The organism is Dokdonia sp. Asnod2-E02, assembly GCF_045063915.1.
GTDB lineage: Bacteria > Bacteroidota > Bacteroidia > Flavobacteriales > Flavobacteriaceae > Dokdonia.
In genome coordinates this window covers 195,216-213,667 of the sequence record NZ_JBEFNX010000005.1, presented here as the reverse complement: position 1 = coordinate 213,667, position 18,452 = coordinate 195,216, and the positions used below count along the sequence as shown (strand labels likewise).

At 39.8% G+C, this 18,452-nt stretch carries 13 protein-coding genes; 10 read left to right on the top strand and 3 right to left on the bottom strand.

All coding sequences use genetic code 11. The annotated features are described in order from the left end of the window. Window positions 1-101 precede the first annotated feature (101 nt). From ACJJVM_RS00945 to ACJJVM_RS00905, 9 genes are all read left to right on the top strand, one after another. Window positions 102-3,554, top strand: a complete 3,453-nt coding sequence (locus ACJJVM_RS00945; RefSeq protein ID WP_405210466.1) for a pyruvate carboxylase — start codon at window positions 102-104, stop codon at window positions 3,552-3,554. Window positions 3,555-3,806: 252 nt separating this feature from the next. Next, complete coding sequence (locus ACJJVM_RS00940) at window positions 3,807-4,808, top strand: NADP-dependent oxidoreductase (protein ID WP_299150792.1); 1,002 nt, start codon at window positions 3,807-3,809, stop codon at window positions 4,806-4,808. A 129-nt stretch (window positions 4,809-4,937) separates the two neighbouring features. After that, window positions 4,938-5,885, top strand: coding sequence for a tRNA dihydrouridine synthase (locus ACJJVM_RS00935; protein ID WP_405210465.1), 948 nt, complete (start codon window positions 4,938-4,940; stop codon window positions 5,883-5,885). A 48-nt stretch (window positions 5,886-5,933) separates the two neighbouring features. Continuing rightward, window positions 5,934-8,111, top strand: a complete 2,178-nt coding sequence (locus ACJJVM_RS00930; RefSeq protein ID WP_405210464.1) for a B12-binding domain-containing radical SAM protein — start codon at window positions 5,934-5,936, stop codon at window positions 8,109-8,111. A gap of 140 nt (window positions 8,112-8,251) precedes the next feature. Then, a complete protein-coding gene (locus ACJJVM_RS00925; RefSeq protein ID WP_405210463.1) occupies window positions 8,252-9,994 on the top strand; it encodes an alpha-amylase family glycosyl hydrolase in 1,743 nt (580 codons plus the stop codon). 150 nt (window positions 9,995-10,144) lie between these two features. Beyond that, complete coding sequence (locus tag ACJJVM_RS00920) at window positions 10,145-11,695, top strand: M20/M25/M40 family metallo-hydrolase (protein ID WP_405210462.1); 1,551 nt, start codon at window positions 10,145-10,147, stop codon at window positions 11,693-11,695. 25 nt (window positions 11,696-11,720) lie between these two features. Then, window positions 11,721-12,611: a dienelactone hydrolase family protein gene (locus tag ACJJVM_RS00915; protein WP_405210461.1), complete on the top strand. Its 891-nt coding sequence runs from the start codon at window positions 11,721-11,723 to the stop codon at window positions 12,609-12,611. A gap of 84 nt (window positions 12,612-12,695) precedes the next feature. Beyond that, entirely contained in the window at window positions 12,696-13,178 is a 483-nt protein-coding gene (locus ACJJVM_RS00910; RefSeq protein WP_405210460.1) for a nuclear transport factor 2 family protein, read from the top strand. An 11-nt stretch (window positions 13,179-13,189) separates the two neighbouring features. Then, a complete protein-coding gene (locus ACJJVM_RS00905; RefSeq protein WP_405210459.1) occupies window positions 13,190-14,449 on the top strand; it encodes a nitrate/nitrite transporter in 1,260 nt (419 codons plus the stop codon). Window positions 14,450-14,489: 40 nt separating this feature from the next. Here ACJJVM_RS00905 and ACJJVM_RS00900 read toward each other — a convergent pair whose 3' ends face one another. The 3 genes from ACJJVM_RS00900 to ACJJVM_RS00890 all read right to left on the bottom strand — a co-directional run bounded on the left by ACJJVM_RS00900 (window position 14,490) and on the right by ACJJVM_RS00890 (window position 17,333). After that, on the bottom strand, window positions 14,490-15,356 hold the full coding sequence (locus ACJJVM_RS00900; RefSeq protein ID WP_021779234.1) for a hydroxymethylglutaryl-CoA lyase: 867 nt from the start codon (window positions 15,354-15,356) through the stop codon (window positions 14,490-14,492). 48 nt (window positions 15,357-15,404) lie between these two features. Continuing rightward, window positions 15,405-16,961, bottom strand: coding sequence for an NAD(P)/FAD-dependent oxidoreductase (locus ACJJVM_RS00895; protein ID WP_298350894.1), 1,557 nt, complete (start codon window positions 16,959-16,961; stop codon window positions 15,405-15,407). A 99-nt stretch (window positions 16,962-17,060) separates the two neighbouring features. Next, a complete protein-coding gene (locus ACJJVM_RS00890) occupies window positions 17,061-17,333 on the bottom strand; it encodes a hypothetical protein (protein ID WP_038596790.1) in 273 nt (90 codons plus the stop codon). 110 nt (window positions 17,334-17,443) lie between these two features. Between ACJJVM_RS00890 and ACJJVM_RS00885 the strand changes: the two genes are divergently transcribed. After that, complete coding sequence (locus ACJJVM_RS00885; RefSeq protein ID WP_298350904.1) at window positions 17,444-18,436, top strand: transporter; 993 nt, start codon at window positions 17,444-17,446, stop codon at window positions 18,434-18,436. The last annotated feature ends 16 nt before the right edge of the window (window positions 18,437-18,452 follow it).

The window sequence follows — 18,452 nt, the reverse complement described above, 5'->3', positions numbered from 1 at the left end:
GCGAAAATTTAATATCAACAGAAGCCACTTCCCTATCGAAGTGGCTTTTTTTGTACCCTACTACTACAACGATTTCGTAACACAACAACCTATTTTACACAATGAAAATTAAAAAAGTCCTCGTCGCAAATCGCGGGGAAATTGCTATTAGAGTACTACGTGCCTGTACAGAACTTAATATTACAACCGTAGCTGTCTACACCTATGAAGATAGATACTCACAACATCGCAACAAAGCAGATGAGTCTTACCAGATAGGAGCAGATAATGAGCCGCTTAAACCCTATTTAGATATGGATCAAATCATTGATCTAGCAAAATCTAAAAATGTAGATGCCATTCACCCCGGCTACGGCTTCTTATCTGAAAACTCAGAATTTGCAAGAAGATGTGCAAAAAATGGCATTATATTTATTGGCCCTGAGCCAGAAGTAATGGATGCACTAGGTGATAAAATCACCGCAAAAAAAGTAGCACAATCTTGTGGAGTACCTATAATAGAAAGTAATAAAAAAGCCTTAGATTCACTAGAAACGGCCCTAAGTGAAGCTGGAAAAATAGGATATCCAGTAATGCTCAAAGCTGCCTCTGGTGGCGGTGGTCGTGGTATGCGTATTATACGTAAGGAAGAAGATTTACAGCTTAGTTTTGACTCTGCACGTAATGAGGCGCTCAACTCTTTTGGAGATGATACAATGTTTTTAGAAAAATATGTAGAAGATCCAAAACATATAGAAGTACAAATAGTAGCAGACACACACGGTAATATAAGACACCTTTATGAACGTGATTGCTCTGTACAACGCAGGCACCAGAAGGTGGTAGAGATGGCTCCTTCATATAACCTATCACAAACGCTACGCGATAACCTTTATAAGTATGCTGTAGCTATTGCTACAGAGGTAAATTATAACAACATAGGTACCGTAGAGTTTCTTGTGGATGCAAATGATAATATTTACTTCATCGAGGTTAACCCACGTATACAAGTAGAGCACACAGTAACCGAAATGGTTACAGGTATTGACCTTGTAAAAACACAAATCTTTGTGGCTGGCGGTTATAAACTATCAGATAAGCAGATAAAGATTTATGGACAAGAGTCTATAGGTACTTACGGCTTTGCCATACAGTGTAGACTTACAACAGAAGACCCTACTAATAAATTTACACCAGATTACGGAAAGATAACAACCTACCGTAGCGCCTCTGGTATGGGTATACGTCTAGATGCCGGTAGCATTTATCAAGGGTATAAAGTGAGTCCGTTTTTTGATTCGATGCTTGTAAAAGTATCTGCTCACGGAAGAACGCTGGATGGAGCAATACGCAAGATGGTGCGCGCCTTAAAAGAATTTAGAATACGTGGTGTAGAGACTAACATTCATTTTCTTCAAAATGTCATACAGACCGACGTTTTTAAAAATGGAGAGACCACGGTAAATTTCATTCAGAATACTCCTTCCCTATTTAATATTAAACTTTCTCAAGATCGTACCTCTAAGGTTGTTCAGTTTCTGGCAGATGTGAGTGTCAATGGTAATAGTGATGTAAAAACAAAAGATCCAAAAAAGGTATTTACAAACCCTAAGGTGCCACTTTACAGCCTGTCAGATCCGTTTCCAAAAGGGACAAAAGATATGCTTACAGAGCTAGGTCCAGAGGCATTTTGTAAGTGGTTACTAGATGAGAAAAAAATACACTTTACAGATACCACAATGCGTGACGCACACCAGTCTTTACTGGCAACGCGTATGCGCTCTTATGATATGCTCAAAGTAGCATCCAGTTTTGCAAAAAATCACCCTAACACCTTTAGTATGGAAGTATGGGGAGGTGCAACCTTTGATGTATGTATGCGATTCTTACACGAGAGCCCTTGGACACGTTTACGAGAGTTACGCAAGGCAGTACCTAACATCTTGTTCCAGATGCTCCTTCGTGGATCTAATGGCGTGGGTTACAAAGCATATCCAGATAACCTTATAGAAAAGTTTGTAGAGAAGTCTTGGGAGAATGGTGTAGACCTCTTCCGTATTTTTGACTCTCTTAACTGGGTAAAAGCAATGGAACCTAGTATAAAATACGTGCGTAATCTTACAGGAGGAATAGCCGAAGGTGCCATAAGTTATACGGGAGATATTCTAGATACTAAGCAAACTAAGTACAACCTCAAGTACTACACACAACTTGCAAAAGATCTAGAAAATGCTGGGGCACATATGATTGCCATTAAGGATATGGCGGGATTATTAAAACCTTATGCCGCGACAGAACTTGTTACAGCACTTAAGGATACTGTAAATGTGCCTATACACCTGCACACACACGACACGTCTTCTTTACAAACAGCTACTTACCTCAAAGCCATTGAGGCAAATGTAGATGTGGTAGATGTAGCTCTAGGTGGACTTTCTGGATTAACTTCTCAACCTAACTTTAATGCTGTAGTAGAGATGCTTAAGTATCAAGATAGAGAACATCCATTTGAGATGGAAAAACTCAATCAGTTTTCAAATTATTGGGAAGATACGCGTGAGCTCTACTACCCTTTTGAGTCTGGACTTAAAGCCGGAACGGCAGAAGTATTTCAGCACGAGATACCAGGTGGGCAGTACTCAAACTTGCGCCCTCAGGCAACTGCTCTAGGTCTTGCAGATAGATTTACAGAGGTAAAAAAGATGTATGCCGCTGTAAATAAAATGTTTGGCAACCTAGTAAAGGTTACGCCTAGCTCTAAGGTGGTAGGTGATATGGCCATTTTTATGGTGACCAATAACCTCACACCAGAAGATGTGATGGAGCGTGGTGATACCATTTCCTTCCCAGAGTCTGTTATAAACTTCTTTAAAGGAGATCTAGGTCAGCCAGTAGGTGGTTTCCCAAAAAAGCTACAAGCCATTATCTTAAAAAATAAAGAAGCTTATACAGATAGACCTAATGCACACCTGGCGCCAGTAGATTTTAATAAGGAGTATAAAGTCTTTACAAAGACCTTCCAAAAAGGGTTTACCAGGCCACTAGAGATAGAAGATTTTCTATCATATATGCTCTACCCTAAGGTTTTTGAGCAAGCACACGAAAACTATAAGAAATACGGTAACCTAGCGCTCGTACCTACTAAGAATTTCTTCTTTGGTATGAAACTAGGTGAAGAAACACTTATTGAGCTAGAACCAGGAAAAACGGTGATCATCAAGTTACTCTCTATTGGTATTCCTAATGATGAGGGAATGCGCACGGTATTCTTTAAAGTAAATGGAGAAAATCGTTTTGTAGAGGTACACGACACTTCCCTTAATATCAAAAAGGTTGAAAACGTAAAAATTGATCCAGATAATGAGAACCACATAGGTGCTCCATTACAAGGGTCTCTTTACAAAGTGCTGGTCAAAAAAGGGCAAGAAGTCAAAGAAAATGATCCACTTTTTATAATAGAAGCTATGAAAATGGAAACTACCGTTGTTGCCTTTAAAGATGGTACAGTACAATCTATAATCGTGACAGATGGAACAATGGTGTCTCAAGATGATCTCGTTGTAACTCTTGAATAAGCCACCCCCTGCATCTCACAATTTTTGATGAGATACTCGGTAAAGCCGCCTCTTGACAGGCGGCTTTTTTTGTTCTCAATAGTACAATTACTTTTATAGGTTGTGAGTCCGCTTTCGCGAAAGCGTAATAAAACCCTATCTCAAAAGTACCTTAACTTCATATTTACAACCGGCGTTAAATAAAACCTAATATCACCTAGGGAATAGGAATTATACAACACAACTTGTACTTTAAAATAAAACTAAATAGATATGAATACTACAAAAGTTATACTACTTAAAAATAGACCGAGCGGCAAACCGTCATCTAGTGATTTTGAATTTACAGAAGAGCAAGTGCCGGAAATAAATGATGGTGAGATACTCTTAGAAACTACATACGTCTCTGTAGATCCTTACCTAAGAGGAAGAATGCAAGATGCCAAATCTTACGTACCGCCTTTTGAGCTTAATAAGCCTATACACTCTGGTGTAGTGGCAAAAGTTATAGCGACCAAAAATGATAATTTTAAAGAAGGAGATTATGTATCTGGGATGCTAGACTGGAAAGAGGTACAGAAATCTACTGGAGAAGAATTACATAAAGTGTCAAAAGACAATGCTCCCCTACCTGCATATCTTGGTACTCTAGGTATGACCGGTCTTACTGCATACTTTGGCCTTAAAGAAATAGGAAAACCTAAAGAAGGAGAAACCATACTCGTATCTGGTGCAGCAGGCGCCGTAGGAAGTATCGTAGGGCAAATAGCAAAAATAAAAGGCTGCCGCGTGGTAGGTGTTGCAGGCTCTGATGAAAAGATAGAAAAGCTTAAGAAAGATTTTGGCTATGACGATGGCTTCAATTACAACACAGAAGATGATCTAAACGCTGCTATACAGAGAACCTGCCCAGATGGTGTAGATGTATACTGGGATAACGTGGGAGGAGAACTCTCAGACGCTGTATTCTTTAATATTAACCAGAAAGCACGTATTATAAACTGTGGTGCAATTGCCGTGTATAATGACAATAAAGTACCTACGGGCGTGAGTCCGCAGGTGTTTTTAATTAAGAATAGTGCCTTAATGCAAGGATTTATAGTGTCTAATTATATGGATTCTTTTCCAGAAGGAGTACAACAACTTAGTAAGTGGTACGGAGAAGGTAAACTGCACCACGAAGATACTATTGTAGAAGGTTTTGAAAATATACCGCAAGCGTTTATAGACCTCTTTGATGGTAAAAACACCGGTAAAATGCTCGTAAAGATATAGACGAGATAACACGTATTATTATTGCACCTCTATGTAAGGCACAATGTCATACATAGGGGTGTAACTTTTTGTGCAAAATAACGAGACTAAGGTGTATTAAAATTATCTTCGCAGCAGATACTAGTTTTAATGAGTTACCACCTCCTTTCTTCGCCCTTGCAGGGCTTTACAGATTTTCGTTTTCGCAATGCACAACAAAAATATTTTGGAGGTATAGACACTTACTATGCTCCTTACATACGACTTAATAAAAAACAAGTCATAAAAGGCTCTTACCAGCGAGACTTAAATCCAGAAGTAAACACATCGCTAGAGGTCATCCCGCAAGTAATGACGGCAGACCCAGATGACTTTATTTTTGTGATTAAATATATACAGTCACTAGGTTATAAAGAACTTAACTGGAATCTAGGCTGTCCCTACCCTATGGTCACTAAAAGCGGTATGGGATCTGGACTTATTTGCAATACAGAAAAAATAGACCACATACTTGACCGTGCGCATACGGAAACAGATGTTACCATCTCAATGAAAATGCGACTAGGTTATGAAAGTCCAGAAGAGATTATTAATTCTTTTCCTATTCTTGAAAAATACCCACTCAAGAGTGTGGCTATACACGCACGTCTAGGTAAGCAATTATATAAAGGCGGGGTAGATCTTGAGGGTTTTCAAAAATGTATAGACACGGCAAAACACAAATTATATTACAACGGTGATATCACAACGGTAGCACAGTTTAGAAAAATGAGAGAGCGCTTCCCTTCTATCGAGCATTTTATGATAGGTCGCGGTCTTATTGCAGATCCTTTTTTACCAAGTATGATTAAGGCAGATACTACTGCCTACCCAGAAAATAGATGGGAGATTTTTAGAGAATTTCACGATGAGATTTATGCACAATATGATGCTGCCCTCTCTGGCCCCACTCCTATAAAAATGAAAATGCAAGGCTTCTGGGAGTTTTTTGCACAATCTACACACAACCCACAGAAGGTTTTTAAGGCTATAAAAAAAGCAAGCAACCCTATGAAGTATCAAAAAGCCGTAGGAGAAATAATCGCAGCACAACGATAGTAAGATATTAAGCTATCTTTGCACCTCACAAAAGAGCCTCTCAATCTATTGGAAGACGTATTACTCATAACACCACCCTTTACACAGCTTAACACGCCATACCCGGCAACAGCATACATAAAAGGTTTTCTTAATACTATAGATATCACAAGCTACCAGATGGATCTGGGTATTGAGGTAATACTTAATTTATTTACCAGTGATAGCTTTCAAGAAATATTTGATAGTGTTAAAACCCAAGACCTAGCACTCTCAGAAAATGCACAGCGCATACTTGCACTTAGTACGCAGTACGTGCAACCGCTAGATAGAATAATTGCCTTCTTACAAGGTAAAAACCAGACGCTTGCTAGACTCATTTGTACAGATAACTTCTTACCGCGTGCCTCTCGTTTTGAGCAACTAGATGATCTCTCTTGGGCTTTTGGTGAAATGGGAATGCAAGACAGAGCAAAGCATCTTGCTACCTTGTATCTAGAAGATTTATCAGATTTTCTAGTAGAATGTGTGGACCCAAATTTTGGTTTTAGTAGATATGCAGAACGTCTAGGTCAAAGCGCAAATAACTTTGACGAGTTATATGATGAGTTACAGCAAGAACTCACATATATAGATGAGATAACAATTGGATTGCTAGAAGCCCGCTTTCGCGAAAGCGTTCCAAAACTAGTACTACTCTCAGTACCTTTTCCCGGAAATTTATACAGTGCACTGAGATGTGGTGCTTACATCAAAAAAAATTACCCGGAAGTAAAAGTGGCTATGGGCGGTGGATTTCCTAACACAGAGTTGCGCTCTATTACAGATACCAGAGTTTTTGAGTTTACAGATTTTATCACCCTAGATGATGGCGAGCTACCCGTTGCACTACTCATAGATGCAGTGATACATAAAGTTGAAAACCCAACCTATAAACGTACGTTTCTCATAGAAAATGGTGCTGTGGTTTATAAAAATAACACGGCAAGACAAGACTATAAGCAAGCACAAGTAGGAACTCCAGATTATAATGACTTGCTACTAGATGAGTATATCTCTGTGATAGAGATTGCAAACCCTATGCACAGCCTGTGGAGTGATGGCAGATGGAACAAGCTCACAATGGCACACGGCTGCTACTGGGGTAAATGTACTTTTTGTGATATCTCACTAGACTACATAAAGATTTATGAACCTGTTGCAGCACGCACGCTTGTAGACCGTATGGAAGCCCTTATCGCTCAAACGGGCGAAAACGGTTTTCACTTTGTAGATGAAGCTGCTCCTCCAGCTCTAATGAAAGCTGTAGCACTAGAAATACTTCGTAGAGGGCTTGTAGTAACCTGGTGGACAAATATTAGATTTGAAAAAAACTTTACTGCAGATCTATGTCTACTTCTTAAAGAATCTGGATGTATTGCAGTGTCTGGAGGGCTTGAGGTAGCTTCAGATAGGCTACTTAAACTTATAGACAAAGGCGTGACGGTTGCACAAGTGGCACAAGTTACTCGCAACTTTACAGCGGCAAATATTATGGTGCACTCCTACCTTATGTATGGATATCCCACACAGACGGTACAAGAAACGGTAGATAGCCTTGAGATGGTGAGACAGCTCTTTGAGCTAGGTATTATACAATCTGGATTTTGGCATCAGTTTGCGCTCACAGCTCACAGTCCTGTAGGGCAAGATCCAGAAGCATATGGCGTGACACCCCATTATAACGAGATTACCTTCGCAAATAATGATGTAGACTTTACAGATAGCACAGGGATAGACCACGCTAGCTTTAGCTACGGACTCAAGAAATCACTCTTTAATTATATGCACGGTATAGGCTTTGAGATGCCGTTACAAGACTGGTTTGATTTTGATATTCCTACATCTACTATAGATCCATATTACATAGAAGACTGTCTCAACACAGAGGTAAATCTAAGTGTAAAACCTACGGCAAAAATAGTTTGGATAGGTACAACGCCTATCGTGAGTTACTTCTCAAAGAAAAAGAGACAGCTTGCCACGCTCCTATTTCACACCATAAGTGATGAGTTTACGATTACTCTCAGTGAGGGAGAAGCCAGATGGCTTATTGCTATACTACCGGCTCTAAGCCCTCAGAGTGAGCAGCTAATGACTTACTCAAAACTTAAAAGCTCGTATGAAGAACAGTTTGAGCACTTTGAGCTTTTTTGGTTTTCAAAACCTCTGGAAACACTTAAAGAAAAAGGACTTTTAGTGCTGTAACTTCTTTTTATAGCTTACTACGGGTAATGTAGCATACAACATTATAATTGTAGGTGCATATCTATTTGTGACTAGCTAAGTTTCTTTATTTTTAACTACTCAAACACGGTCTTTAGCTGTTAACACAAAGAACTACCGATATGGCAAAAAATACTTCGCAAATCCCTAACGGCGTTATGCTTAACGCATATCCAGATAGCATAGGTACTAACCTCAATTATATCGTTACATTGCTTCAAGAACCAGCGCTTAAGGATGTATTTTCATTATTTTACGTCTTACCCACCTTTTTTAATAGTGATCTAGACAGAGGGTTTTCTATCGTAGATTACAATATTAATAAAGAGCTTGTCTCTCAAGCAGATCTTGACGCACTTAAAGAGCTAGATATTATGCTCAAATTTGATATTGTGCTCAACCATCTTTCTGTAGGTTCTCCACAGTTTAAGGATATATTAAAAAACGGTGACGCATCGCCTTATAAAGACTTCTTTATAGACTGGAATAGCTTCTGGAAAAATCATACCGCAAGTTATAAAGATGGCGTTGCAGTTCCAGAAAAGCAATATCTCGACAAGCTATTTATGCGTAAGCCAGGCCTACCTGTGCTTAACGTACTTTTTCCAGACGGCACAGAGCGCCCTTACTGGAATACTTTTTACCAAAAAATCACCCTACAACCCATTACTCTTCAAGACATAGCACATCTAGGTCTATCACAAGATGATAAAGATCACGCTATAACTCTTATTAATGAGACCATTGAGGCAGGAGGAATACTAGAAGAATTACGCTTTCGCGAAAGCGTACAACCCCACAAGCAAGATGTATTAAACATAGTACATAAAAATCGATCATACCTGGGCCAGATGGATGTAAATGCAAATGCGCCAGAAGTGTGGGATTTTTATGATGAAACACTTCGCAAGGTGGCAAGTTTTGGATGTAAGATACTACGTCTTGATGCCTTTGCTTACTTACATAAAGAAGTAGGACAGACTAATTTTTTTAATAAACCTGGCACCTGGACCTACTTAGAGCGCATACGCCAGATTGCCGAAAAGTATGATCTTACCCTTTTACCAGAAATACACTCAGAGTATGGACTAGGTTTACACGACGAGGTGGCAAGCGAGGGATATCAGATTTATGATTTTTTCTTTCCGGGTCTAGTGATTCATACCATTGAGACTGGTGATAATACGGCACTCACAAAATGGGCAAAAGAAGTCGTTACAAAGGGCTATAAGACCGTAAATATGCTAGGTTGCCACGACGGGATTCCTGTTTTAGACCTTAAGGGCATCATAGATAAAAAAGGAAATACACACCAAGGACTACTTAAAGACCGAGAGATTGAGCATATTATAGATACGATACTTGACCGTGGTGGTCGTGTTAAAAATATATACGACCCAGAGGGTAATAAAATCTCATACTACCAAGTAAATGCAACCTTTTACAGTGCGCTAGGTGAAGACGATAATAAGCTACTAATGGCAAGAGCGTTACAAATATTTATGCCAGGTATCCCACAGGTGTGGTACCTAGACCTCTTTGCTGGTAAAAATGACTATGCCGCCGCAGACGCTGCAGGCACAGGTGGTCATAAAGAGATTAATCGTACAACTCTTACTCAAGAAGATATTACATCTGGCTTACAGAAACCAGTGGTACAAATGCAACTAGCGATGCTACGATTACGTAACACATCTCCTGCTTTTAATGGTACGATGGCCATATCAAACAGTACTGCAAACGAAATACATATCGCGTGGTCTAATGATGTAAACAGGGTGGTATTACAAGCAAACCTTAAAACAAATCGCTTTAAAATCTCATTCCAAGAGAATGGTGAGAACGTGATTATCACTAATGAGTAGGGTAAATTACGCTTTCGCGAAAGCGTAAACTTTAACCCTTAAATTTTAAGCACCAGCTAGTCATTACAAAGTATATATGAGGTTAATTGCCTCTTTTTCTAATTGAGTTTGATTTATCATTCGTAACTTCTACGTCTAAAATCAATCCAAATGAAAATACGTATTACTTCACTTATACTTTGTATGCTTATGGGCTCAATACTCACAGCTCAAAGAGACAATGCTACGGTGCAGGCTTTAATAAAGGAAGCCACACAAAATTCACAGTTAGAATCACTTGCCCACCAGATCACAGATGTGCTTGGCCCAAGACTTGTAGGTACACCACAAATGCAAGCTGCAAATGACTGGGCTGTACAACAATATGCATCTTGGGGTATAGAGGCTCGCAATGAGCAATGGGGAGAATGGCGAGGATGGGAACGAGGAATTTCTCACATAGATATGCTTGAGCCAAGAGTGCAGAGTTTAAGAGGTACGCAACTAGCCTGGAATCCAAGTACTTCAAAGGAAGGTGTTACTGCAGAGGTTATCACCCTACCTACTATTAAAAACGCAACGGAGTTTAAAAAATGGCTACCAACCGTAAAGGGTAAGATTGTTCTTATTTCAAAACCGCAAATCACGGGACGCCCAGATTATAACTGGGAAGAGTTTGCTACCGAAAAGTCGTTTGCCAAAATGAAAAAACAACGCGACTCTCTATCAAACTTATGGAATGACAACATACAGCGCACGGGATACACTAGTAGAGGTTTACCAGAAGCATTAGAAAATGCAGGAGCCGTAGGTATTGTGACTTCTAACTGGTCAAGAGGTTTTGGAGTTAATAAGATATTTAGTGCTAGAACAAAAGAAATACCTACCGTAGATCTTGAACTAGAAGATTACGGTATGCTTTATAGACTATCTGAATCTGGTAATACTCCTAAAATAAATATTACAGCAATCTCAAAAGAACTGGGTACCGTACCTACATTTAATACCATAGCAGAAATAAGGGGGACAGAAAAGCCAGAGGAGTATGTTATATTATCGGCTCATTTTGACTCTTGGGATGGTGGTACAGGAGCTACAGACAATGGAACGGGTACTCTTGTAATGATGGAAGCTATGCGTGTACTTAAAAAAATCTATCCTAACCCAAAACGTACTATACTAGTAGGTCATTGGGGAAGTGAAGAACAAGGGCTTAATGGCTCAAGAGCTTTTGTAGAAGATCACCCAGAAATTGTGGCAAAAGTGCAAGCATCATTTAATCAAGATAATGGCACAGGTCGTGTTGTGCGCCTTAATGGTGGCGGTTTCTTACGCAGTTATGATTATTTAAACAGATGGCTAAATGCTGTACCTAAGGAAATAACAGATGAGATAGAAACTACATTTCCTGGTGCGCCAGCACGAGGAGGGTCAGACTACGCTTCATTTCAAGCTGCTGGAGCTCCAGGATTTAGTCTCAGTAGTTTGAGCTGGTCGTACTGGAATTATACGTGGCACACCAACCGTGACACTTATGACAAGATAGTTTTTGATGATGTACGCAATAATGTAATCCTTACTGCAATACTTACATATATGGCTAGTGAAGATCCAGAATTTACCTCTCGTGAGCAAGCAGTGCTCCCACTAGATAGAAGGTCTGGTAAACAAAGAGAATGGCCTACGCCTCGTTCTCCCATAAGAAAAGGAGGACTTGATTAACTCATAATAATTAAACACCTATTATATGAAACCACTACGCAAAGAAGATATCTCACAAGAAGTTTTTGACCTTTATGATGACTATGCTCACAATAAAATAGATCGCAGAGTTTTTATTGAGCGATTATCGGTATTTGCTGTAGGTGCGGTAACCCTTCCAGCGCTCTTGAGTTTTATAAGTCCAGATTATGAGACTACACAAACGGTCTCAAAAAATGATCCTACCATAGAAAGTGTTTTTATAAACTATGACTCACCAAAAGGAGGTGGGTCTATCAAGGCGCTATATAGTAAACCTGCAAATGCTTCTGGCAAATTACCAGGGGTCATTGTAGTACACGAGAACAGAGGTCTTAATCCTTATATAGAAGATGTAGGCAGGCGTACTGCAAAGGCAGGGTTCTTATCACTAGCCCCAGATGCACTATCACCACTAGGCGGCTATCCTGGTAATGATGATGAGGGTCGTGCAATGCAACGCAAGAGAGATAGACTGGAGATGCTAGAAGATTTTATTGCTGCATATCACCATCTCAAAAACCACAAAGATTGTAATGGCAAGGTTGCTGTTGTAGGCTTTTGTTTTGGCGGGTGGATTTCTAATATGATGGCTGTACTCGTGCCAGATCTTGCTGCTGCTGTCCCATTTTATGGTAGACAACCAGACGATGAGCAAGCCGCAGAGGTAAAAGCACCACTACTACTTCAATATGGTGGTCTTGATGAGCGTGTTAACGCTGGATGGCCTGCTTATGAGAAAGTACTCACAGCAAATAATATCCCGCATACCGCACATTTTTATGAAGGTGCAAATCACGGTTTTCATAATAACACAACACCTAGATATGATGAGAAAGCTGCAACCCTAGCCTGGGATAGAACAATTGCCTTTTTTAATAAGTATCTTACCGCCTAATCGCTGTATACTTAGATTGCAAGAATAGCAAACCGCTATAGTTATTATATAACCTTAATGACGCTTTCGCGAAAGCAAAAAAATATGAATATCATAGAGACTTTTTATAAATCATTTCAAGAAGGTAATGCCAGCGGGATGACTGCTTGCTATGACGATAATATCGTATTTTCAGATCCTGCATTTGGAGAACTTCAAGGCAATCGAGCAAAAGCTATGTGGCATATGCTTATAGAACGCTCAAACGGCGCTATGACTATAGATTATAGTGATGTCCAAGTTTCTGGTAATACAGCAACAGCAAAATGGACGGCTCATTATACCTACGGCCCAAAAAAGCGAAAGGTTGTAAACCACGTCCAAGCGGCGTTTGAGCTTCAGGATGGAAAAATTATAGCACATCACGACACCTTTGATATGTACAAGTGGTCAAAACAGGCACTGGGCACTCCAGGACTACTTTTAGGTTGGACAGGCTTTATGCGTAAAAAAATCCAACAGAAAACAAACGGATTGCTCGACGCTTATATGAGGCGTAATAGTTCTAAAAACTATCAAGCTATTTAATACACAGCTCTGTGCAAAGTACCACACGTTATCAATCTCCTTTTTACATTATACTACTTGTACTAGCTGGCGAGGCAGTATTTATACTTCCTTTTGTACTAGCAAGAGTTTTTAGAGCAACAGTGCTTGACGTATTTCAAATTACAAATACAGAACTAGGCTATTGCTTCTCCATTTATGGAATTGTAGCTTTAATATCATACATCATAGGCGGCCCACTAGCCGATAAATATCCGCCAAAAAATCTAATGGGTATAGGTCTTATACTCACAGCTCTGGGCGGGATCGTGTATGCTAGTAATCCATCATTGCTAACATTGCAGGTACTTTACGGTTTCTGGGGATTTACGACTATATTTTTATTTTGGGCTGCGATGATTAAAGCTACACGTGTATGGGGTGGAGCTAGTAACCAAGGTAAAGCCTTTGGTTTTCTAGACGGCGGTCGTGGTCTGGTAGGCGCATCTTTTGGGTTGCTTGGGGTTGTTATCTTCTCACTATTTATAGTAGAAGATAATGTAGCACTTACAAGTGCACAACAAGTAGAAGCTTTCCAAACTATTGTATATGCCTCTTCTGCAATAGTAGCTCTGGTGGGTATTATTGTACTCTTATTTTTGAAAACTAATGTGGCTCAACAAGAAAATAACACGCAAACCATTACGCTAGATGCTATAAAAACAGTCCTTAAACTACCATCTGTGTGGTTACTTATGATCATCATTTTATGTGCCTATGTAGGTTATAAAATCACAGACATCATCTCTCTATATGCAAAAGATGTGATGAATTATAGCGAGGTAGACGCCGCAAAGACGGGTACATTTTTACTATTTATAAGACCGCTAGTGGGTGTTATCGTTGGTTTTCTAGCAGATAGGTCGCGTGCCTCACTTTACCTATGTATGGGCTTTGCACTATCTATTATAGGAGCCATACTTTTTGCCTCAGACATACTTAGTGAAGATACTACCGTACTTTTCTTCTTAACTATCATTATCACAGCTCTTGGAGTTTATGCAGCACGAGTCCTCTACTTTGCTGTTATGCAAGAGGGTAAAATACCGCTTAAGTTAACCGGTACGGCGGTGGGTATTATCTCTTTTATAGGCTATACTCCAGATATTTTTGCAGGGCCTATGATAGGCTATTACCTTGATGGCATTCCTGGTAAAGAAGGTCACTTTGCTGTTTTTTGGATGCTAGCCATCTTTTCGGCAGTGGGGCTTGTGGCGTCTATTGCCTTTTATAGATTTGCTCGTAGGGAGTAAGATTACGCTTTCGCGAAAGCGTCCTTAAAACTATTTTCTTCTAATGATATTTTTGAAATATTTTGAGCGCCTCGTTATAGCTACTCTCAAAACTCATCGTGTTGATGTTATCATATGCTTGTACAGAGGCAAAGTAAGAAACTAGCTTCTCTGTAGGCATATTACCGGTAAGATCATCTTTTGCCATAGGGCAACCGCCAAAACCTTGTATTGCTCCATCAAAACGAACACAACCTGCCTTGTACGCCGCATCTACCTTTTCGTGCCAGGTAGTAGGTGTAGTATGTAAATGTGCACCAAATTCTATATTTGAGTACCTTGGTATTAAGTTAGAAAAAAGGTAGTCTATAGTTTCTGGGTCTGAGGTTCCTACCGTGTCAGATAGTGATAATATCTTAACTCCCATCTTACTTAGTCGTTCTGTCCACTCCCCTACGATATCTACATTCCAAGGGTCTCCATATGGATTCCCGAATCCCATTGATATGTAAACCACAAGCTCTTTATTTTTTGAGTCTGCGAGCTCTATAATGTCTTGTAGTAAATCTATAGACTGGTCTATGGTTTTATGCGTGTTACGCATTTGGAAGTTTTCTGAGATAGAAAAAGGATAACCTAGGTAGTCTACCATCTCGTGTTGTACAGCATCTTGCGCACCACGCAGGTTTGCGACTATGGTAAGGAGTTTACTATCTGTTTTTGAGAGGTCAAGGCTATGCAATACTTCTGCAGAGTCTTTCATCTGAGGGATTGCCTTAGGAGACACAAAGCTACCTACGTCTATCGTATCAAAACCACAACGCAGTAGCGACTGGATATACTGGATTTTAGACTCCGTAGGAATCCAATCTTTTATGCCTTGCATCGCGTCACGAGGACACTCTATTATTTTTACCTTTTTACTCACTTTGTAAAAATAGGATTTTAAAAACGGACTTGTAAGAGTTGTGTTACTTTACGCCTGCTTCTTTTCAATAATCTTATCAACACAATTTATACCATCTATGGCTGCAGAGATGATACCCCCAGCATATCCAGCTCCTTCCCCGCAAGGATAAAGGCCTTTTACCTCTACGTGCTCTAGGGTTTCCCACTCACGCGGTATGGATACGGGTGATGACGTTCTACTCTCTGGTGCGTGTATTACGGCATCATTAGTAAGGTAGCCCTTCATCTTTCTACCATAAGCTCTAAACGCCTTCTTTAAACGTTTGGATAAAATATCTGGTAAAACTTTATTGAGATCTACAGAAACAATACCGGGTTGATACGACGTCTTTGGGAAGTTTTTTGACACTCGACCGTCTACAAAGTCGCGCATACGTTGTGCCGGTGCTGCTTGAGTTTTTCCTGCGGCTTCCCAGCAAGCACGCTCTACAGACTTTTGAAAATCAAGACATACAAAGGGATCATCCTTTTTATAATTAGGCAAATCTTCTGGGGTCACACTCACTACGATGCCAGAGTTTGCATAAGGATTATCACGCTTAGAGGGGCTCCAGCCGTTTGTCACTACTTCCTCTTGACTTGTTGCACAAGGTGCTATAATACCACCTGGACACATACAAAAAGAGTAGACCCCCATACCGTCTACCTGCTGTACTAGACTATAAGACGCTGGAGGTAAATAAGGATTATCACCATCTGAGTGATACTGTATATCATCTATAAGTTCTTGCTGGTGCTCTATACGTACACCTATGGCAAATGGCTTTGCCTCAATCTTAATATTACGCTTGTGCAGTAAGTAAAATATATCTCTTGCCGAATGACCAGTCGCTAGTATCACATTATCAAAATCTAGCCAGTCTGTATCGTTTACTTGTATAGCGGCAATCTGGTTATCCACCACTTTGAGATCTGTGAGTTTTGTATCAAAACGTACTTCTCCGCCGTGTGCTATAATAGCCTCACGCATCGCTGTAATAATTTTAGGAAGCTTGTTTGTACCTATGTGAGGATGTGCATCTACCAGTATATCTTCTACCGCGCCAAAGTGTACAAACCACTCGAGAGCTTTAAGTACATTACCACGCTTTTTTGATCGTGTATAAAGTTTTCCGTCTGAGTAGGTGCCTGCGCCTCCTTCTCCAAAACAGTAGTTTGAATCAGGATTAACAATATGATCTTTATTTATAGCCGCAAGATCTCGTCTTCTAGCTCTTACATCTTTACCACGCTCAAAAATTATGGGTTTTAGTCCCCCTTCTACGGCGCGCAATGCAGCATACAGTCCAGCAGGACCAGCTCCTATAATGGCTATCTCTGGAGCGTTAGAAACATCTTGAGGTACAAATGGAGGAATACTAGGTCGCTCCTCACCTTTTTTCCAAAACTCTATTTGTAGTGATATTTTTACCGGTGATTTACGAGCGTCTATAGAGCGCTTACGTATATCCCACTCACGCACATCGTCTGCACGAAGTCGGGCTTTTTTAAAAGCAACCTCTGCGATGTAGTCATCATCTTCGGCTTGGTGTGGGAGAACATTTATTTGTACAAGTGTAGACATAGCGCAAAGATAAGTGCTTTGCTATCTTGAAGTGCCTAATGACTCTAAAAAATGGTGGTAGAAATGTGGTTTTACGCTTTCGCGAAAGCGTACTCAACATTAATCTATTTCCTCATAGTCTACATACTCTCCTACTACTTTTGAAGATTTTTTAGGAACATCTCTTGTAGGCTCTTGTTGTGATTGCCCATATTGTTGCGTCTGTTGCTGGAAGCCTTTAAAGGCATTTTCCATTTTCTGACCGGCTTTTTTTGTAATGTACCGTACAATGTATGGCCAAGCTAATTTTGCCAAGAAACGAAGTCCAAAATATACCAGAAGTATGATGGCAATCGTTTTAATAAAACTTGGAATTTCTGCAACTAGCAGCATAATCTTTACTTTTTTTTCAAAATTAGTAATTATAGCTTGCAACAAAGAGATGTAGAAGCCTAAAAAAAAGATAAATTCTTCTATATTTGAACGACTAACCCATAACCTTTATGCACACCGTACGTATTATTGTTACTCTATTAATTTGTGTCGCTACAACAAGCTCCATTACAGCACAATACACAGAGACAATTAACTCAAACAGACCTGGAGAATCTCAAGGCGCTTTTAGTGTAGGGACTCGTGTTTTACAGGTAGAAACTGGTTTTGACATTGGGAATGACACCCACTCGCTTTTACAAACAGATACAGATATACTGGGGTATAACCTCAATTTACGTTACGGTTTATTTTTTGAAAAACTAGAGCTTAACGGGTTTATGAGATACCAGCGCAATGAGGTATCATTTATTTCTGGATCTGCCACGCCAGATGTTATCGCAGGACTAGAGACGGTACAAATAGGTGCTAAATATCTTATCTATGACCCCTATAAATATGCTAGTGACGAGGTAAATCTATACAGTTACCACGCAAATAGACGTTTTAAATGGAAGTCACTTATCCCTGCTGTAACAGTATATGCTGGAGGTGTTTTTGATTTTGAAAACAGCCAGTTTAATTCTATACGTGAGGATGGTATTAGTCCTAACTTAGCGCTTATACTCCAGCATAACTGGGGTCGCTGGGTGTGGGTAAATAATATTATAGTAGATAGAGCAGGTACCACATACCCTACTAACTCTTGGATTACAACCTTAACACACTCCTTTAATTCAAAATTTGCTGGCTTTGCAGAGTACCAGCTTATAGATGGTGATCTCTATGCAGATTATCTAGTACGAGCAGGAGCTGCATATCTTATCACAAAAAATCTACAAGTAGACCTTAGTGGTCTGGCAAACTTTAAAGACACTCCTACACGCTGGAACGTCTCTGCAGGAGTTTCTTATAGACTAGATTTACACGAGAAGGATGAGATTATAAAAGATAGAGATGCAGATGGTGATAAAAAAAGCTCATCAAAGCGTCAAGCAGAGCGCATAAATAAAAACAGAAAACGTAAAGATGCAGTAGATCCTGACGGTGACGGCATTAAATAATACCCCTAAATATTGC

What these genes read in the sequence shown, in the direction of transcription:
- ACJJVM_RS00925 (WP_405210463.1), top strand. Translation starts at nt 8,252, where the DNA reads ATGGCAAAAAATACTTCGCAAATCCCTAACGGCGTTATGCTTAACGCA.
- ACJJVM_RS00890 (WP_038596790.1), bottom strand. Translation starts at nt 17,333, where the DNA reads ATGCTGCTAGTTGCAGAAATTCCAAGTTTTATTAAAACGATTGCCATC.
- ACJJVM_RS00920 (WP_405210462.1), top strand. Translation starts at nt 10,145, where the DNA reads ATGAAAATACGTATTACTTCACTTATACTTTGTATGCTTATGGGCTCA.
- ACJJVM_RS00910 (WP_405210460.1), top strand. Translation starts at nt 12,696, where the DNA reads ATGAATATCATAGAGACTTTTTATAAATCATTTCAAGAAGGTAATGCC.
- ACJJVM_RS00885 (WP_298350904.1), top strand. Translation starts at nt 17,444, where the DNA reads ATGCACACCGTACGTATTATTGTTACTCTATTAATTTGTGTCGCTACA.
- ACJJVM_RS00940 (WP_299150792.1), top strand. Translation starts at nt 3,807, where the DNA reads ATGAATACTACAAAAGTTATACTACTTAAAAATAGACCGAGCGGCAAA.
- ACJJVM_RS00945 (WP_405210466.1), top strand. Translation starts at nt 102, where the DNA reads ATGAAAATTAAAAAAGTCCTCGTCGCAAATCGCGGGGAAATTGCTATT.
- ACJJVM_RS00895 (WP_298350894.1), bottom strand. Translation starts at nt 16,961, where the DNA reads ATGTCTACACTTGTACAAATAAATGTTCTCCCACACCAAGCCGAAGAT.
- ACJJVM_RS00915 (WP_405210461.1), top strand. Translation starts at nt 11,721, where the DNA reads ATGAAACCACTACGCAAAGAAGATATCTCACAAGAAGTTTTTGACCTT.
- ACJJVM_RS00935 (WP_405210465.1), top strand. Translation starts at nt 4,938, where the DNA reads ATGAGTTACCACCTCCTTTCTTCGCCCTTGCAGGGCTTTACAGATTTT.